Source organism: Pseudoalteromonas sp. SR44-8, assembly GCF_014163635.1.
Taxonomy (GTDB): domain Bacteria; phylum Pseudomonadota; class Gammaproteobacteria; order Enterobacterales; family Alteromonadaceae; genus Pseudoalteromonas; species Pseudoalteromonas rhizosphaerae.
The window spans coordinates 54090-70108 of record NZ_JACJDS010000012.1 but is presented as its reverse complement, the minus strand read 5'-3'; the positions used below and the strand labels follow the sequence as shown (position 1 = coordinate 70108).

The following is a 16019-nucleotide window of genomic DNA, read 5'->3' as shown; positions in this document are numbered from 1 at the left end:
CTCTAACTAGTAGGCCGTTTCATCCAGCAACTTTTCCCAAAGTTGCTGGGTACAACTCAGTATTTACAGCCAAATCCACTGATATCTATTGGTTTAATTTGTTCGCCTTTACCACTGTGATCGTCATGCTTGATGATTAAGGTATTCGCTTTTTCACTAAATGTGAACGACCCTAACCAATCGAGGGTGGCTATCGGTGTTAAAGTATAAAAGCCATTTTTATCAGTGCATTGATAAGAAAAATAATGCGTTGCTTTGCCAAACGCGCCAACATCCGAGGTATACACACTAATATTCCCCTGTTGCCGGTAGTCGTCGGCTTGAGTGCCAACCACTAGATACAATGCACTAATGATTGCTAGGACAATAAATTGGATCCCTGCCAATATAAAAAAGCTGATATCAAATAATTTAGCATACCAAACTCGGGGCTCGTCATGATGGGGATGACCGTGGCTTGCTAACAAAAAGCCACCGATAGTCACCAATATTAATTTAATCGGCATCATATAAGCACTGAGTAAATACATGCTTTTTGCATTATGCCATTGCAGCCCAAAAGCCGTTGGTATAAATAAACTATCTAGCAACGGCAATAATATCAGCAAGCACGCGATAATAAGTTTTTTATGTTTTAGCATTTATAAGTGATGGCAGTTGATGATAGGTTTGAGTGTACAAATAAAAACCGTGAATAAAAAGCCCGTTAAAGTAACTTAACGGGCTGATATTAATCTTCAATCTTCAATCTTCAAAAAATTAATCGTCTTCGATGTTATCCAAACCTTTGGTGCCGTCTTTGGCTTTTAGTTTATGGTGTATTGCTGATTTTATTAGCATGTAACCGCTGATCGGTGCGGTGATCAATAAGAAAATTGAGATCAATAATTCTTTGACACTAACGCCATCTTGCGTGTTACTAAAAAATACCATCGCGGCGATTAGCATTCCAGCCATGCCAAGGGTTGTAGCTTTTGTAGGACCATGCAGACGCATAAAAAAGTCCGGCATTTTGATAAGGCCTATCGAGCCTATTAATATAAATGCACCACCGATTAATAATAATATAGAAACTATCCATTCACTGATCATGTTATTACCCTTTATTCGATGATGTCGCCACGTAACAAGTACTTACATACCGCTACTGTACTTACAAAGCCAAGCATCGCGATTAACAGTGCAGCTTCAAAATACAACCCTGTGCCCATACTCATACCGTATAAAATAATTAACGCTATGGTATTAATATACATAGTATCTAGCGCTAAAATGCGGTCAGGTACCGAAGGGCCTACCACCAAACGCCATAAGTTAAGCAGTAACGATAAACCAATCATTGCAAAAACAATTAAAAAGACCGTTTCTAACATTGAAATATCTCCTTAAGAGGTGCTTCGTAACGTTGTTTAATGGTGTCGATCAATGCTTGTTCGTCATCTAAATCTAATACATGAATAAGCAAATAACGCTGCGTTGGTTGCTCACCCTCAGCGAGAGATTCAGGTATCGGATATACCTCTGCACTTACGGTGCCCGGTGTGAGCGATACTGTGCTTGCCAAAATAGTTATAGGCATAGCATGGCTGAGCTCTATTGGTACTTTTACAAACGCGGGACGCAGTTTTTTAACTGGCCCAAGAATAAGCAATGCGACTTGCATATTGGCGGTAATAATGTCGTACATCACGATAATTAACTGCTTTAGCGCTAAACCGGGCTTAATAATAAGCGGTTGCGGTTCGCGAAATGGAAAACTGACTAAAGGAATTAAAATAGCGAATATCACAGCCAACACTATATGACCTGCCGATACGCTGTTATTAAGTAGCAGCCATACGACAAACAATAATGCACTGCGAAAAGGTGTTGGTAACCAACGAAAACGTGATTCTAAACGCATTATAAGCCCCCTCCAAGTACCGTATTGATACCACCGGTAATATCATGCAATTGCGTAGCAGCAGCAATCATATATTCACTTACTGCGCCGCCAAAGATCACTAACAAAGGCGAACAAACTAATAAAGCAATTATTGCCGTGATCTGCAATGGATGCGCTTTTACTCCTTCAGTCGGTTCACAGTCTTGGTGTTTGCGTTCCCAAAACAAGGTAGTACCCGCTCGAGATAATGCGACCAATAATGCAAAGCTGGCAAGCAAGTAAACAGGCCAAAATAGCAATGCTTTTTCGCTATCTAAGGTGGTTTTTAAAATCCACACTTTACCAATAAACCCTGACAGTGGTGGCATGCCGACTACAGCTAAAGCAGCAATAATAAAGCACGTGCCTAATAAGTATGGTTGCGCTACGCCGCGTCCTGGCGCAAAACGATCCGCAACTTTACCACGCTGATGAGCAATCAGGTCGGCCACTAAAAATAAGGCCGCGCACACTAAGGTTGAATGCACTAAGTAATACAACAGCGCCGCTGTGGCATTAATGTTTTGTAATGCGACTAAGGCGACTAACGTCCCCACCGATACAATCACTAAATTAGCAGTGAGCTTACGTAAATCTTGCGCGGCAACAACACCAATGGAGCCAACTATAATAGTTGCAACGGCCAAGCCCCACAACCATGGTTGTGCCATGTGTGCAAGTTGCCCTGCTTCATCACCAAAGATAACGGTATAGACACGCAGCATTGCGTATACACCCACTTTAGTCATAATTGCGAATAACGCTGCCACCACAGGCATTGCACTAGCGTAAGTATTGGGTAACCATAAGTGCAGTGGTAACAATGCGCCTTTTAGCGCAAAAACAACCAGCAGTAATAACCCACCAATTTTTGCAAGGTAGACGTCATCGCCCTGTAACTGCGACACTTTTTGTGCCATATCGGCAATATTCAAGGTGCCTAATACACCATATAAAATACCCAGTGCAATCAAAAACACACTCGATCCAATCAGGTTTAAACTCACGTATTGAATGGCTGATCGCGTTTTGTGTTTATCACCGTCATGCATTAGTAATGAGTAGGAAGCAATTAACAGCACTTCAAAAAATACAAACAGGTTGAATAAATCCCCTGTTAAAAACGCACCGTTAACACCCAGTACCAAAAAGTGTACTAAAGGATGAAAAAAGCCCCCTTTTTCATCATCTCCCATACAGCTGTAAACAGTAACAGCCAAACCTAGAAATGACGTTAGTAACACCAGTAGGACTGACACTAAATCAGCAACCAGCACGATCCCAAATGGGGCTTGCCAGCCGCCGATGGCATACACAATAATGCCTGACTGGAAAACTTGCCATAATAATAGCGCACTGACGAAAGTGTTTAATAATGCCATGACTACAGAGGCAACACGACGAATAGGAATACTTTTCCCACAGGGAGGTAACAGTAAAATAATGCCGGCAAGCATAGGTAATAAAATTGGCCAAGAAGCTAGATGCTGGATCATTTGTGCTCCTTGTGTTCAATTTTACCTAAGTGACCATCTACATGATCATTGCCTAAATCAGCACGACCACGAATTGCCAAAATCACGACAAAGGCGGTCATTGCAAAACCAATTACAATAGCTGTCAGTACCAACGCTTGCGGCAGCGGATCGGCATAGTCAGTGCCTGTACCAAGCACGACGGCTTTATTAATAGTTAAGCGCCCCGCAGAGAATAAAAATAAGTTCACTGCGTATGACAGCATCGTTAACCCTAATACTACCGGAAAAGTCCGTGCTCTTAGGATCAAGTACACCCCACAAGTCACCAGTACACCAACGCATGATGCGTATAACAGTTCCATTAAATATTTACCTCTTTCTTAGGTGTATCTGCGGTTAACTTACCTAGGCTTGCGAGTATCATTAAGGTCGCGCCGACTACGGTCATGTAAACACCTAAATCAAATACGATGGCACTGGCCAGTTCTACTTTGCCGATAAATGGCACATCAAAATATTCAAACCAAGTGGTTAAAAACGGTCGTCCAAATGCCCAACTTCCTAGCCCTGTTAACATTGCAATGGCGATACCCGAGGCAATGATCTTTCGATAGTTCACATCAAAGCGCTCAGAGATCCAAATTGAACCATGAGCCATATACTGCAAAATAAAGGCAATTGCAGTGACTAACCCGGCAATAAAGCCCCCACCAGGTAAGTTATGACCGCGCAAAAAGATATACGCAGAGACTAATAACGCCAATGGCAATAAACTTTGTGAAATACTGGCTAATAACAGTGGATGACGTTCTCGCGCCCAAGGGCGACCTTCACTGTCGCTGGCTGGCATAAACAATGGTAAATTAGTTAATACTTTATAAATACCTAACGCTGCAATCCCCAGTACCGTGATTTCCCCTAGGGTATCAAAGCCCCTGAAATCAACCAAAATAACGTTTACGACATTGGTACCGCCTCCGCCAGTTTTTGCATTGGCGATAAAGAAATCTGAAATTGACTCAAGCGGACGCGTTAATAATGCATAACAAATACTGGCAATAACCACCCCCACTGCTGAGGCAATCCCTAAATCACGTAAAATACGTAATGAACTCGACTCTTTAGGGGTGCGTTGCGGTAAGAAGAATAATGCCAGCATTAATAAAATGACTGTCACTACCTCTACGGTTAACTGTGTAAGCGCTAAATCGGGCGCTGAGAAGCGAGTAAATGCCACTGAAACCATTAACCCTACGATTGATATCATCAATAACGATACCATCCGTGAGCGATGCCAAATCACAGTGCTAATGGCACCGATGATCATTAAACCTGCACCAATGGCATTATGAAAATCGATCGGCGTACGTGGCGCAGTACCCGCCAAAGCGTTCATTTCAAACAATGGCCAACCAGCACACAACAATACGACCCCCAACATCACAACAATGTAACGTTGCAGAGAACCATTTTCGGTGCTGCTGATTTTTTCTTGACTCCACTTAATGATCGCATAGACAAACCGCTCAAAGGTTTTTTTAGCATTTAATGGAGGTAGTGATGCTTGAAACTTAAATAAGTGCTTACGCTGAATATATATAAATACACCGCCCACGACAGCCATCGCACTCATAAGCAATGGTAAATTAAAACCATGCCAAATTGACAGTTTAAACTGTGGTGTCGCTTCCCCAAGAACTGCTAGCGACGCCGCTGACAAAATACCATCAACCACAAAGTTTGGAAACATACCGACTAGTAAACACAACACAACTAGTATTTCGATTGGCACACGCATATAGCGAGGAGGCTCATGCGGTGTTTTTGGTAAATTGATTGGGTCGCCATTAAAGAATACATCGTGAATAAAGCGTGCCGAATATGCTACAGAAAAAGCAGCCGCTAGAGTTGCTAATACAGGAATAAGCCACGACATAGAACCAAGTATTTGTTGATGTAAGGTTTCTGCAAAAAACATTTCTTTTGACAAGAAACCATTTAATAGCGGCACCCCAGCCATTGCCGCTGCAGCAACCATTGCCAGTGTCGCTGTATAAGGCATAAATCGCCACATACCATTGAGCTTACGCATATCTCGCGTACCAGTTTCATGGTCAATAATACCGGTGGCCATAAATAATGACGCTTTAAACGTTGCATGGTTAATAATATGAAATATTGCCGCTACTGTGGCAAGTTCAGTATCTAACCCAAGTAATAAAGTGATCAAACCTAAATGGCTAATGGTTGAATACGCCAGAAGCCCTTTTAAATCATGCTTAAATAAAGCGATGTAGGCGCCGACCAATAACGTTGTTAAGCCGGTCATGGCAACCAAAATAAACCAGATATCTGTTCCAGCTAACGCTGGATAAAAACGTGCAAGTAGGAAGATACCGGCTTTTACCATAGTCGCTGAATGCAAATAGGCACTCACTGGCGTTGGGGCTGCCATTGCGTGCGGTAACCAAAAATGAAATGGGAATTGAGCTGATTTAGTAAATGCACCTAGCAATACCAACACTAATGCAACTTCGTATAAGTCATGTGACTGGATCAATGTTTTGCTAGCTAAGATAACGTCTAGATCATAGCTACCAACAATATCACCAAGCAGTAGTAAGCCGCCTAGTAGAGCTAATCCGCCGGCTCCAGTGACTGCTAATGCCATACGTGCCCCTTTGCGGGCCTCTGATTTATGCCACCAAAAACTGATTAACAAAAATGAGCTAATACTGGTTAATTCCCAAAACAGCCATAGTTGAATCACGTTATTCGACATCACAATACCTAGCATTGCAGTCATAAACAGCATTAAGTAACAGTATAATTTTGGCATCGAGTCATTATTACTTAGGTAATAACGGGTATAAAAAATAACCAGCAACCCGATCCCTAAGATCATAAAGATAAACAATAAGCTTAAGCCATCTAGGCGAAAAGCCAGCTCCATACCCAGCGCTGGTATCCATTGTGTGGTAAAGCGAATTGTCTCACCCGCTAAAACCGCTGGCGTGTGATAAATCGCAATTGCTAAGGCGCATAAAGGCGCTAGCATAGTTAAGCTCGTAGATTGATTACGAGTCAATTTGCCGGTGCAGGAAGAAATAACACTGCCAATTAAGGATAACAGGGGTATCCAGAGCAAAGTCATAGAGAGAAACCTTTTGAAGTCATAAGAGTATCAATACACTGCTAGTTAGTTTTAGTTTAGTACTGGTCATTTCGGATGGTTTTAATTTTAGCTTCAATAAACGCTTTATAGGTATATAGTTATACTGATCAGCGACGATTTTGTCTATAGTAAGCCCTTCTACCTGCTGTTATTTTGTACTATTTTAGTGCTGACAGCATATTATTTACAACTTTATCCCTCAATATTTTTTTTTGTCATTTTGTTTATAAAGTTCATAGGTGCTTTAAATTGCTGAAAATAGTCGCTAAATCGTAGTGGTTGATAGCTCGGATCAGTAATTTGTTGCAACCATAATTGTTGATAATGCACTGACAAAGGGATTTGTTGATATTGCATTATTGACCAGTTATGACTTGGTTTATATGCTTTAATTGGTGTTTGACAGCTATCACTTAGCTGCCAGCCAGCCGGTGGTGTAAGATCATTGGCAATAAAAAGGTTCGGCGCCACCAAGCCTTTTTGATTACATAACCACGCCTGCTTCGCTGCGGGTAATGGATACTCATCTTCAAAGCCGTTAAAGTGCATCAGCTCATGTAAAAATAAACCGTAATAACTCGCCGAGTTTAAGTGCATTATGCCACCTTGCACATTGCCTGAGCCAGTTGCGGTCATCATCACTATAAAATCAAAGCCCGTTGGCCAAGCTTTATTGTGAGCTAAAGGCTGCCAATCACATTTAGCGGCATGTTGCGGCTGTTGTTGGCAGTTTATGGAGTCCCCTAAATAAATCGGCTTACTAAAACAAAAACTGCCTGAGCTCGGTTGGGGGTGTTGTTGATAACGAATTTTAAATGCATTAAGTTTTGCTAAACCTTGGCGATGATCTGTCATCATCAACACATTAAACTGACACTGCGGTTGCGCTTGCAGCTGTGAAAAGGATAATAAAAATCCCTCATGACTGGCAAAGCTTTGGTCAATACTCGCCGGTGTGGCGCCATGGTGTAATTTTAATTGTTCTGCCGCATGACTTGCAGGCAACAGGTGTTGCTCTGCCAGTGATGTTAAATCATCCCAACGTTCTGATTGCAGTAACAATGCACTGAGTCTGCGGCGCTTATCAACACTTTGCCGAGCCACGCTAACACGCCAAAAAGGTAAAGCCGATTGTGCTTGATCATTTGTTAGTAACCGCAGTGCCCAAGCAAATTGTGCATCTGTAACAGCATTTATAGCTAATAAGTATAAGGTAGCATCAGTCAATGAATTAAGCTGAGCATTAAAATCGTCAATAAAACGATAATAACTAATAAGAATAGAATCTGGGGTATGTTTTACATGCCAAAAGGCAATATCGCGATGCTGATTAACTGAGCTTGGTAAATATCCCAAACTCAGCATAACAACAACGCTAATAAATAATTTAACTGTCGTTTTCACCAGCCATTAGCTCAAGCTCTAAACGGGCATATTTATATTCCACAAACTCATGCACATTGGTGGCAAGTGCTAAACGAAAGAAATCTGCGGCTTGATAATCAAGCCCTTTAGCTTGATATATTTTAGCTAAATAAAAGTAAGCTTCGCATAGCCGCTGCGCATATTCTTGTTCAGTTTTAACACCATCGGCAAGACTTGTTAAAAAGCTCTGCTCGCTCATATCGCCCAAATAAAGTGATATTAAACTATACGCCCATTGACTATCATCCAGCCCTTGTGCGTTGGCTTTTAAGTTTGCTATAGCTTGCACAGGATCAGCGCTTGCTTGCGCTAGATAAAGCCATAATACCCGGTAAGGATCACTTGGCGAACGTGATAAAAACTCTTTAAGATCAGCCGCTGCAAGATTTGCTCTATCGCCATAGTAAAGAGCAATACCACGATTTAAGTAGGCATATTCGTGTTGCTCATTGAGTTCTAACGCTGAATCAAAAAATTCATAGGCTTTTTCAAATTGTTGCATCAAGGTATGGTGAATACCTAAAAAGTTATACACTTCGGCTAAATCGGGCTTCAATTGCACAGCACGATTAAAATCAATCCGCGCCAAGGTAGACATACCTAAACTATCAAATAATACGCCACGGTCATAAAATAATTTTGCTTGTTGATCTGGCGCTAGATCAGCACGATTTAATAATTCAGAATAACGAGCTATCGCTATTTCACTACGAAAATCAGACGCTAAAGGCGCAGTGAAAGGCACATTCACAATCGCAGTCGGTTGTGCTTGCGAAGTAGATTGACAGGCGCTTAAAGACAGAATAGCAAACGATGCCAAGGCTATGTGTTTAAGTATCATTAAAATCCTTTATACCAAGATAAGTAGCAAACTGATAGGACAAGTGCTATCCAAAGAGGTTTCATTAAAGCATAAAAAAAGAGGCTATACAGCCCCTTTTTATATTATCCAGAGAATATCTGGATTAAATATCAACAATTAAGCGTCAGTTGGTGCATCAGCTGCGGCAGCTGCTGATTCCATTGCTTCTTTGATACTTAAACGTACACGACCTTGACGGTCTACTTCTAGTACTTTAACTTTAACTTCTTGACCTTCAGATAGGTGATCTGTCACGTTATTTACGCGCTCAGTACTGATCTGAGAGATATGCACTAGGCCATCTTTACCAGGAAGAATGTTTACAAACGCACCGAAATCAACGATACGTACAACTTTACCTTCGTAGATAGTACCTACTTCTAGTTCAGCTGTTAATTGCTCAATGCGGCTAATTGCATTTGCTGCGCTTTCACCGTCTGTTGCTGCAATTTTGATTGTACCGTCATCACCGATTTCAATCGTAGTACCTGTTTCTTCAGTAAGTTGACGAATAGTTGCGCCGCCTTTACCGATAACTTCTGCGATTTTCTTCTGTGGTATCTTCATAGTGTAGATACGTGGAGCAAACATTGAAAGCTCTTCAGATGGTGCAGAAATCGCTTCGTCCATCACACCTAAGATGTGTAAACGTGCAGCTTTTGCTTGTTTAAGCGCAATTTGCATGATTTCTTGAGTGATACCTTCAATCTTGATATCCATCTGTAGTGCAGTGATACCTGCAGCAGTACCAGCTACTTTAAAGTCCATGTCACCTAAGTGATCTTCATCACCTAAGATGTCAGAAAGAACTACGAATTTTTCGTCTTCTTTAACTAGACCCATCGCGATACCCGCAACAGACGCTTTAATTGGCACACCCGCATTCATAAGTGCAAGTGAAGTACCACATACTGATGCCATTGAAGATGAACCATTTGATTCAGTGATCTCAGATACAACACGGATTGAGTAAGGGAACTCAGTCAATGTAGGCATTACAGCTTGGATACCGCGCTTAGCTAGGTTACCGTGGCCGATTTCACGACGCTTAGGAGAACCTACAAAACCTGTTTCACCTACGCAGAACGGAGGGAAGTTATAGTTAAGCATAAAGTGGTTTTTGTGCGTGCCAGTTAAATCATCGATTAACTGTGAATCACGTTCTGTACCAAGTGTAGCTGTTACCAGTGCTTGTGTTTCACCACGCGTAAAGATTGCAGAACCGTGAGTACGTGGCAATACGCCAGTCATTACGTCAAGTGCACGGATCATATCTGGTTCACGACCATCGATACGTTTTTCGCCAGCAGTGATGCGCCCACGTACGATTTTCTTCTCAAGAGAACCAAATACTTTGCCAACTTCTTGCTTGTCTAGTGACTCGCCTTCAGCAAGCTCAGCTGTTAATACAGCAACAACTTCGTCTTTAGCTACGCCAAGTGCTTCTTTACGAGCCACTTTATCAGTGATGCGGTAAGCTTCGCCTACTTTATCAGCTGCGATTGCTGCTACTTTATCTTCTAAAGCAACGTTCTTTTCAGGTGCTGCCCAATCCCATGTAGGCTTGCCAGCTTCTGCTTTGAATTCGTTGATTGCGTTGATGATAGCTTGAGATTGCTCATGACCATATACAACCGCACCTAGCATAACGTCTTCTGCAAGTACGTCAGCTTCTGATTCAACCATAAGTACTGCGTTATCAGTACCAGCAACAACTAAATCAAGTTGGCTTTCTTCAAGCTCTTTTAGCGTTGGGTTAAGTACGTATTCGCCGTTGATGTAACCAACGCGCGCTGCACCAATTGGACCACTGAATGGGATACCAGAGATAGCAAGTGCTGCTGAAGTACCGATCATCGCAACCATATCAGGTTGAATTTCAGGGTTAACAGAAACAACAGTAGCAATAACTTGTACTTCGTTTACAAAACCATTTGGGAAAAGTGGACGAATTGGACGGTCAATAAGACGTGCAATAAGTGTTTCACCGTCGTTAGGACGACCTTCACGCTTTAAGAAACCACCAGGGATACGACCTGCAGCGTACATACGCTCTTGGTAGTTAACTGTTAGTGGGAAAAAATCTTGGCCAGGTTGTGCTTCACGCTTACCAACAACAGTAACTAATACTGATGTGTCGCCAATACTTGCTAGTACTGCGCCGTCTGCTTGACGAGCAATTGCACCGGTTTCTAGGGTAACTGTATGTTGACCTAGTTGAAATTCTTTAATAATTGCTTGCACTTAAAATGTTCCTTAAATGTGTTCTAATAAGTTGCCATCAAAGTACCAATTACAGTACATAATTGTATTCAGTTGGAAATCAATTAAGTACTACAATTGGCAATGATGTGAATAAGCGTAGATAAACCTTTTTATCTACGCGCATAGTATATAACAAAGTAATGCAAAATTGCGAGCTTAGTCCCTAGATAAAAGTGGTGATAATAGGCGCGCTAAAAAGTGTGCTTTGCTGTCACTAACTATGTGGCTTTTATTTGATATTTCAAGAGAATTAATTGTTGTGGACAGAGAGAGTGAGAAATTTCAGGCACAAAAAAAGGAGCTATAAAGCTCCTTTCTATGTAATCTAGTTCTTAGCGACGTAGGCCAAGTTCTTGGATTAACGCAGTATAACGTGCAATGTCTTTACCTTTAAGGTAATCAAGCAGTTTACGGCGAGTGCTTACTTTACGAAGCAGACCACGACGTGAGTGGAAGTCATGCTTGTGATCAGCAAAGTGACCTTGAAGCTTGTTGATATCAAAAGTAAGAAGTGCAACTTGTACTTCAGGTGAACCAGTGTCGCCTTCTGCACGTGCGAATTTTGCGATGATATCGATCTTTTCTTGATTGCTTAGTGACATAGTAACTCCAAAAATAAAATTTAAAAGGTGTCTTAGCCGATCACTAATTCAGCCAAAACGATTAGCGGACGTATTCTACCAGCTACGGCAATAACTACAAGCTAAACTTTACGCTGTTGTTTCTTGCTGATTTGATAAGCCACGTTTTGACTTTAAATGGCCATCAGGATTACGTTCACCAGTGCCAATAAACACACCATCAGCGAGCACTTTAATTGCCCCTTCTGGCAGTTTAATATCAAGTACAACCGCCTGACCATGGCTAAAAGAACTACCTTGCTCTTTACTGAGCTCAACCACAGGTAGACCAACTAATGCGGTGTCCATTGGCAGTAATAGTTCATCAAGATAAGTAGAAGGCGTAAGCTCTTCTTGTTTCGCTTTTACTAATAACGCTTCTAACTGCTCAAGTGACACCATTTTGTCAGCAGGGTAATGCCCTACCGCACTGCGATGCAACATGATCACATGCGCGCCACAACCCAGGTTTTCGCCTAAGTCATCGACGATAGTGCGAATATAAGTACCTTTTGAAACATGGGCGGTCATTTGCACTTCGTTATTAGCTTCATCGAACTCATCTAGTGTTAAACTAAATACGTTGATTTTTCTGCACTTGCGAGGTACTTCAATGCCTTCACGCGCATATTTATATAAAGGTCGGCCTTCATATTTTAACGCTGAATACATTGACGGGTATTGATCTGATTCACCTAAAAACTTAGCAATTTCTTCGCTAAGTTGCTCAGCCGTCACATTGACATCTTTCGTACTGACAATTTCACCATCAGAATCTGATGTTGTCGTACGTTCACCTAATTTAGCGCGAACTACATAGGTTTTGTCAGTATCGAGTAAAAACTGAGTAAATTTAGTCGCTTCACCAAAACAGATAGGCAGCATACCCGTTGCAAGCGGATCAAGGGCACCGGTGTGCCCCGCTTTTTGTGCAAAATACACACTTTTAGCTTGCTGTAGCGCTTTATTTGATGAAATGCCTATTGGTTTGTTTAACAACAAAATACCGTCAACTGGACGGCCTTTACTGCGCTTTGCCATCTGTATTAGTGCCTTCTTCGCTGTCTGTTTCGTCGATATGCTCTGCATCATCTACGCTATCAACTTCGTCATCTACATGCTTTGCTTTATCTTCACGAATAATAGAATCAACAAGGTTTGAAATACGCATGCCTTCCATCAGTGAATTATCAACCACAAACTTAAGCTCTGGCATAATACGGGCACGAATGCGTTTGCCAAGTAGTGAGCGAATATAACCGGTCGCTTCATTTAATACTTTAGCACTTTGCTTTGCAGCATCTTCATCTTGGGTGTTAAACACAGTAATAAAGATTTTTGCATAAGATAAATCACGTGATACTTCTACAGCAGATACTGTAACCATACCTAACCGTGGATCTTTAATTTCACGTTGCAAAATAACAGCAATTTCTTTTTGAATTTGCTGAGCAACACGATCAGTACGAGAAAACTCTCTCATTAGACTCTACTCTAAAAATTATAACTCATTGAGAAATATAAATAAGTTATTTAAATAATGGATACACAAATGGGGGCTGAGCCCCCATTTATTATCTTAGCTTACGAACAATTAAAGTGTACGTTGTACTTCAACTGTTTCGAATACTTCGATTTGGTCACCAACGCGAACGTCGTTATAGTTCTTAACGCCGATACCACATTCCATGCCGTTACGAACATCAGCAACATCGTCTTTAAAGCGACGAAGTGACTCAAGCTCACCCTCGTAGATAACCACGTTATCACGAAGTACACGAATTGGTGCGCTACGTTTAATAACACCTTCAGTAACCATACAACCAGCGATAGCGCCAATTTTAGGTGACTTGAACACGTCACGAACTTCAGCTAGACCAATGATCTCTTGCTTGAACTCTGGTGCTAACATACCAGACATAGCTTGCTTCACTTCGTCAATCAAGCTATAGATAACGCTGTAGTAACGTAAGTCTAAGTTCTCAGACTCAATTACTTTACGTGCCGATGCATCAGCACGAACGTTAAAGCCAACCACGATTGCATTAGATGCTGCAGCAAGGGTTGCGTCAGTTTCAGTGATACCACCTACGCCTGAGCCTACAATCTTCACTTTAACTTCATCTGTTGACAGTTTAGTCAATGAATCAGAGATTGCTTCGATTGAACCTTGAACGTCTGCTTTAAGTACCACATTAACTTCAGATACATTGCCTTCAGTCATGTTAGTAAACATGTTTTCAAGCTTCGCTTTTTGCTGACGTGCTAGTTTAACATCACGGAATTTACCTTGACGGTAAAGTGCAACTTCACGGGCTTTACGCTCGTCTTTAACTACAGTTGCTTCGTCGCCCGCTGCTGGAATACCAGATAGACCTAAAATCTCAACTGGGATTGAAGGACCTGCAGACTTGATGTCTTTACCGTTTTCATCGCGCATTGCACGAACACGACCATACTCAAGACCACATAATACAATGTCACCTTGGTTAAGCGTACCAGATTGTACAAGGATAGAAGCAACTGGACCACGGCCTTTATCAAGACGAGATTCAATAACAACACCAGCAGCCATACCCACAGTTGGAGCAGTAAGTTCTAACAACTCAGATTGGTTTAATACCGCTTCAAGAAGGTCATCAATACCTAAACCAGTTTTAGCAGAAATATGCACATACTGTGTATCACCGCCCCACTCTTCAGGAATAACGTCTAGTTGAGCAAGCTCATTCTTAACGCGATCTGGGTCTACGCCTTCTTTATCCATTTTGTTAACAGCGATAATTAAAGGAACGCCAGCTGCACGCGCATGCTGAACCGCTTCTTTAGTTTGTGGCATTACACCATCATCTGCTGCAACCACTAGGATTACGATATCTGTTGCTTTAGCACCACGAGCACGCATTGACGTAAACGCCGCGTGACCAGGAGTATCCAAGAAAGTGATCATGTTACCATTTACGTCAACATGATAAGCACCGATATGCTGTGTGATACCACCGGCTTCGCCAGAGGCCACTTTTGCTGAACGAATATAATCAAGCGTTGACGTTTTACCATGGTCAACGTGACCCATTACAGTTACTACTGGTGCACGTGGCTCAGATTTACCATCTTCATGACGGTCATTTAGTACTGTTTGCTCTAATTCGTTTTCTTTAACAATGATAACTTTGTGGCCCATTTCTTCTGCAACTAACTGTGCAGCTTCTTGGTCGATCACTTGGTTAATGGTAACCATGTCACCCATTTTCATCATTGTTTTTACAACTTCAGCGCCCTTAACGGCCATGCGTGATGCAAGCTCAGCAACTGTAATTGTTTCGCTAATACGCACTTCGTTTTTCACGTCAACCGTTGGCTTTTGGAAGCCATGTTGTAATGAAGCTGGTGCTTTTAGCTTGCTTTTCTTGCCTCTTGAAGGAACAAATTTCTCCTTCGCTGGGGCTTTTTTCTTTTTCTTAGCACGGCGTGTGCCTTGCTCATCACGCGCATCAGCAACATCTTCTGCTTCACGTGCGTAAGTAGAAGTCGTAAGGTGGTGATCAGCGGTTTCTTCGCGCTTCTTACGTTCTTCTTCTTCTTTCTTCCAGCGAGCTGAATTTTCTTCTGCTAGCTTTCTTGCCTCTTCTGCTTGACGTTTCGCTTCTTCTTCAGCTTTCTTCAATGCGGCCTCTTCTGCTTCTCTTTGCAGACGCTCAGCTTCAACGCGATCTTTTTCAGACTTCGCGGTTTGTTCTGGGGTCATCTGCTTCTGTTTTGCTACACGTTCAGCATCTGCTTTACGTTTAGCTTCTTCTTTCACTTTACGGTCAGCCTCTTCTTTGGCTTTGCGCTCTGCGTCTTGTTTTGCTTTAAGCTCAGCTGCTTCTTTTGCAGCTTGTTGCTCAAGTTCACGACGAGCGGCTTCTTCTGCTGCTATACGCGCTTGCTCTTGCTCTTGCTCAACCGCGCTTTTCTTCACGTAAGTACGTGTTTTACGTACTTCAACTTGAACTGACTTTGCTTGACCTGTAGAACCCGTCACACTTAATGTGCTTTTGCTCTTACGTTGCAATGTCATACGTGCTGGGCCATCTGAGCCTGTGCCGCCGTGCTGCTTGCTTAAATGATCAAGTAACTTTGCTTTTTCAGCTTCAGTTACATTATCACCCGCTTGCTTAGTGATACCGGCTTGCGATAATTGTTGAAGCAATTTATCAACAGTTGTACCAATATCCCCGGCTAGTTTTTCAACATTTACTTCTGCCATAGTCTCTAATACCTCCGT

14 protein-coding genes are annotated in these 16019 nt (G+C 42.0%); all 14 read right to left on the bottom strand.

Translation table 11 applies throughout. The annotated features are described in order from the left end of the window. Window positions 1-56 precede the first annotated feature (56 nt). The 14 genes from H5183_RS07850 to infB all read right to left on the bottom strand — a co-directional run bounded on the left by H5183_RS07850 (window position 57) and on the right by infB (window position 16001). The gene (locus H5183_RS07850; RefSeq protein WP_145240458.1) at window positions 57-641 is read right to left on the bottom strand and encodes a hypothetical protein; all 585 of its coding nucleotides are present in this window, start codon (window positions 639-641) and stop codon (window positions 57-59) included. A 118-nt stretch (window positions 642-759) separates the two neighbouring features. Further along, window positions 760-1092: a Na+/H+ antiporter subunit G gene (locus tag H5183_RS07845; RefSeq protein ID WP_145240456.1), complete on the bottom strand. Its 333-nt coding sequence runs from the start codon at window positions 1090-1092 to the stop codon at window positions 760-762. A gap of 11 nt (window positions 1093-1103) precedes the next feature. Then, a complete protein-coding gene (locus H5183_RS07840; RefSeq protein ID WP_016707651.1) occupies window positions 1104-1373 on the bottom strand; it encodes a K+/H+ antiporter subunit F in 270 nt (89 codons plus the stop codon). Continuing rightward, window positions 1367-1903: a Na+/H+ antiporter subunit E gene (locus tag H5183_RS07835; RefSeq protein WP_145240454.1), complete on the bottom strand. Its 537-nt coding sequence runs from the start codon at window positions 1901-1903 to the stop codon at window positions 1367-1369. Before H5183_RS07835 ends, H5183_RS07840 begins: the two co-directional genes overlap by 7 nt. Beyond that, complete coding sequence (locus H5183_RS07830) at window positions 1903-3420, bottom strand: monovalent cation/H+ antiporter subunit D (RefSeq protein ID WP_145240452.1); 1518 nt, start codon at window positions 3418-3420, stop codon at window positions 1903-1905. The genes H5183_RS07835 and H5183_RS07830 overlap by 1 nt, the downstream gene beginning before the upstream one ends. Continuing rightward, the gene (locus H5183_RS07825; protein WP_145240450.1) at window positions 3417-3764 is read right to left on the bottom strand and encodes a Na+/H+ antiporter subunit C; all 348 of its coding nucleotides are present in this window, start codon (window positions 3762-3764) and stop codon (window positions 3417-3419) included. The genes H5183_RS07830 and H5183_RS07825 overlap by 4 nt, the downstream gene beginning before the upstream one ends. Next, entirely contained in the window at window positions 3764-6556 is a 2793-nt protein-coding gene (locus H5183_RS07820; protein ID WP_149983002.1) for a monovalent cation/H+ antiporter subunit A, read from the bottom strand. The genes H5183_RS07825 and H5183_RS07820 overlap by 1 nt, the downstream gene beginning before the upstream one ends. Window positions 6557-6769: 213 nt before the next feature. Next, window positions 6770-7981: a hypothetical protein gene (locus H5183_RS07815; RefSeq protein WP_182731380.1), complete on the bottom strand. Its 1212-nt coding sequence runs from the start codon at window positions 7979-7981 to the stop codon at window positions 6770-6772. Next, window positions 7965-8843, bottom strand: coding sequence for a lipoprotein NlpI (gene nlpI, locus H5183_RS07810; RefSeq protein ID WP_182731379.1), 879 nt, complete (start codon window positions 8841-8843; stop codon window positions 7965-7967). The genes H5183_RS07815 and nlpI overlap by 17 nt, the downstream gene beginning before the upstream one ends. Before the next feature lie 138 nt (window positions 8844-8981). Then, window positions 8982-11108 carry a polyribonucleotide nucleotidyltransferase gene (gene pnp / locus H5183_RS07805; protein WP_145240442.1) on the bottom strand — a complete coding sequence of 709 codons (2127 nt, stop codon included), beginning with the start codon at window positions 11106-11108 and terminating at the stop codon, window positions 8982-8984. A gap of 353 nt (window positions 11109-11461) precedes the next feature. Beyond that, window positions 11462-11731, bottom strand: a complete 270-nt coding sequence (gene rpsO / locus H5183_RS07800) for a 30S ribosomal protein S15 (protein WP_016707659.1) — start codon at window positions 11729-11731, stop codon at window positions 11462-11464. A gap of 108 nt (window positions 11732-11839) precedes the next feature. Continuing rightward, window positions 11840-12790: a tRNA pseudouridine(55) synthase TruB gene (gene truB / locus H5183_RS07795; RefSeq protein WP_182731378.1), complete on the bottom strand. Its 951-nt coding sequence runs from the start codon at window positions 12788-12790 to the stop codon at window positions 11840-11842. Continuing rightward, the gene (rbfA, locus tag H5183_RS07790) at window positions 12774-13232 is read right to left on the bottom strand and encodes a 30S ribosome-binding factor RbfA (RefSeq protein WP_145240438.1); all 459 of its coding nucleotides are present in this window, start codon (window positions 13230-13232) and stop codon (window positions 12774-12776) included. The genes truB and rbfA overlap by 17 nt, the downstream gene beginning before the upstream one ends. 111 nt (window positions 13233-13343) lie before the next feature. Further along, a complete protein-coding gene (gene infB, locus H5183_RS07785; protein WP_182731377.1) occupies window positions 13344-16001 on the bottom strand; it encodes a translation initiation factor IF-2 in 2658 nt (885 codons plus the stop codon). Between the last annotated feature and the right edge of the window lie 18 nt (window positions 16002-16019).

Excerpts from the sequence above, each read along its gene's own strand:
- H5183_RS07850 (WP_145240458.1), bottom strand. The coding sequence starts at position 641 with ATGCTAAAACATAAAAAACTTATTATCGCGTGCTTGCTGATATTATTG.
- rpsO (WP_016707659.1), bottom strand. The coding sequence starts at position 11,731 with ATGTCACTAAGCAATCAAGAAAAGATCGATATCATCGCAAAATTCGCA.
- truB (WP_182731378.1), bottom strand. The coding sequence starts at position 12,790 with ATGGCAAAGCGCAGTAAAGGCCGTCCAGTTGACGGTATTTTGTTGTTA.
- H5183_RS07820 (WP_149983002.1), bottom strand. The coding sequence starts at position 6,556 with ATGACTTTGCTCTGGATACCCCTGTTATCCTTAATTGGCAGTGTTATT.
- H5183_RS07840 (WP_016707651.1), bottom strand. The coding sequence starts at position 1,373 with ATGTTAGAAACGGTCTTTTTAATTGTTTTTGCAATGATTGGTTTATCG.
- rbfA (WP_145240438.1), bottom strand. The coding sequence starts at position 13,232 with ATGAGAGAGTTTTCTCGTACTGATCGTGTTGCTCAGCAAATTCAAAAA.
- H5183_RS07825 (WP_145240450.1), bottom strand. The coding sequence starts at position 3,764 with ATGGAACTGTTATACGCATCATGCGTTGGTGTACTGGTGACTTGTGGG.
- nlpI (WP_182731379.1), bottom strand. The coding sequence starts at position 8,843 with ATGATACTTAAACACATAGCCTTGGCATCGTTTGCTATTCTGTCTTTA.
- H5183_RS07845 (WP_145240456.1), bottom strand. The coding sequence starts at position 1,092 with ATGATCAGTGAATGGATAGTTTCTATATTATTATTAATCGGTGGTGCA.
- H5183_RS07830 (WP_145240452.1), bottom strand. The coding sequence starts at position 3,420 with ATGATCCAGCATCTAGCTTCTTGGCCAATTTTATTACCTATGCTTGCC.
- H5183_RS07835 (WP_145240454.1), bottom strand. The coding sequence starts at position 1,903 with ATGCGTTTAGAATCACGTTTTCGTTGGTTACCAACACCTTTTCGCAGT.
- infB (WP_182731377.1), bottom strand. The coding sequence starts at position 16,001 with ATGGCAGAAGTAAATGTTGAAAAACTAGCCGGGGATATTGGTACAACT.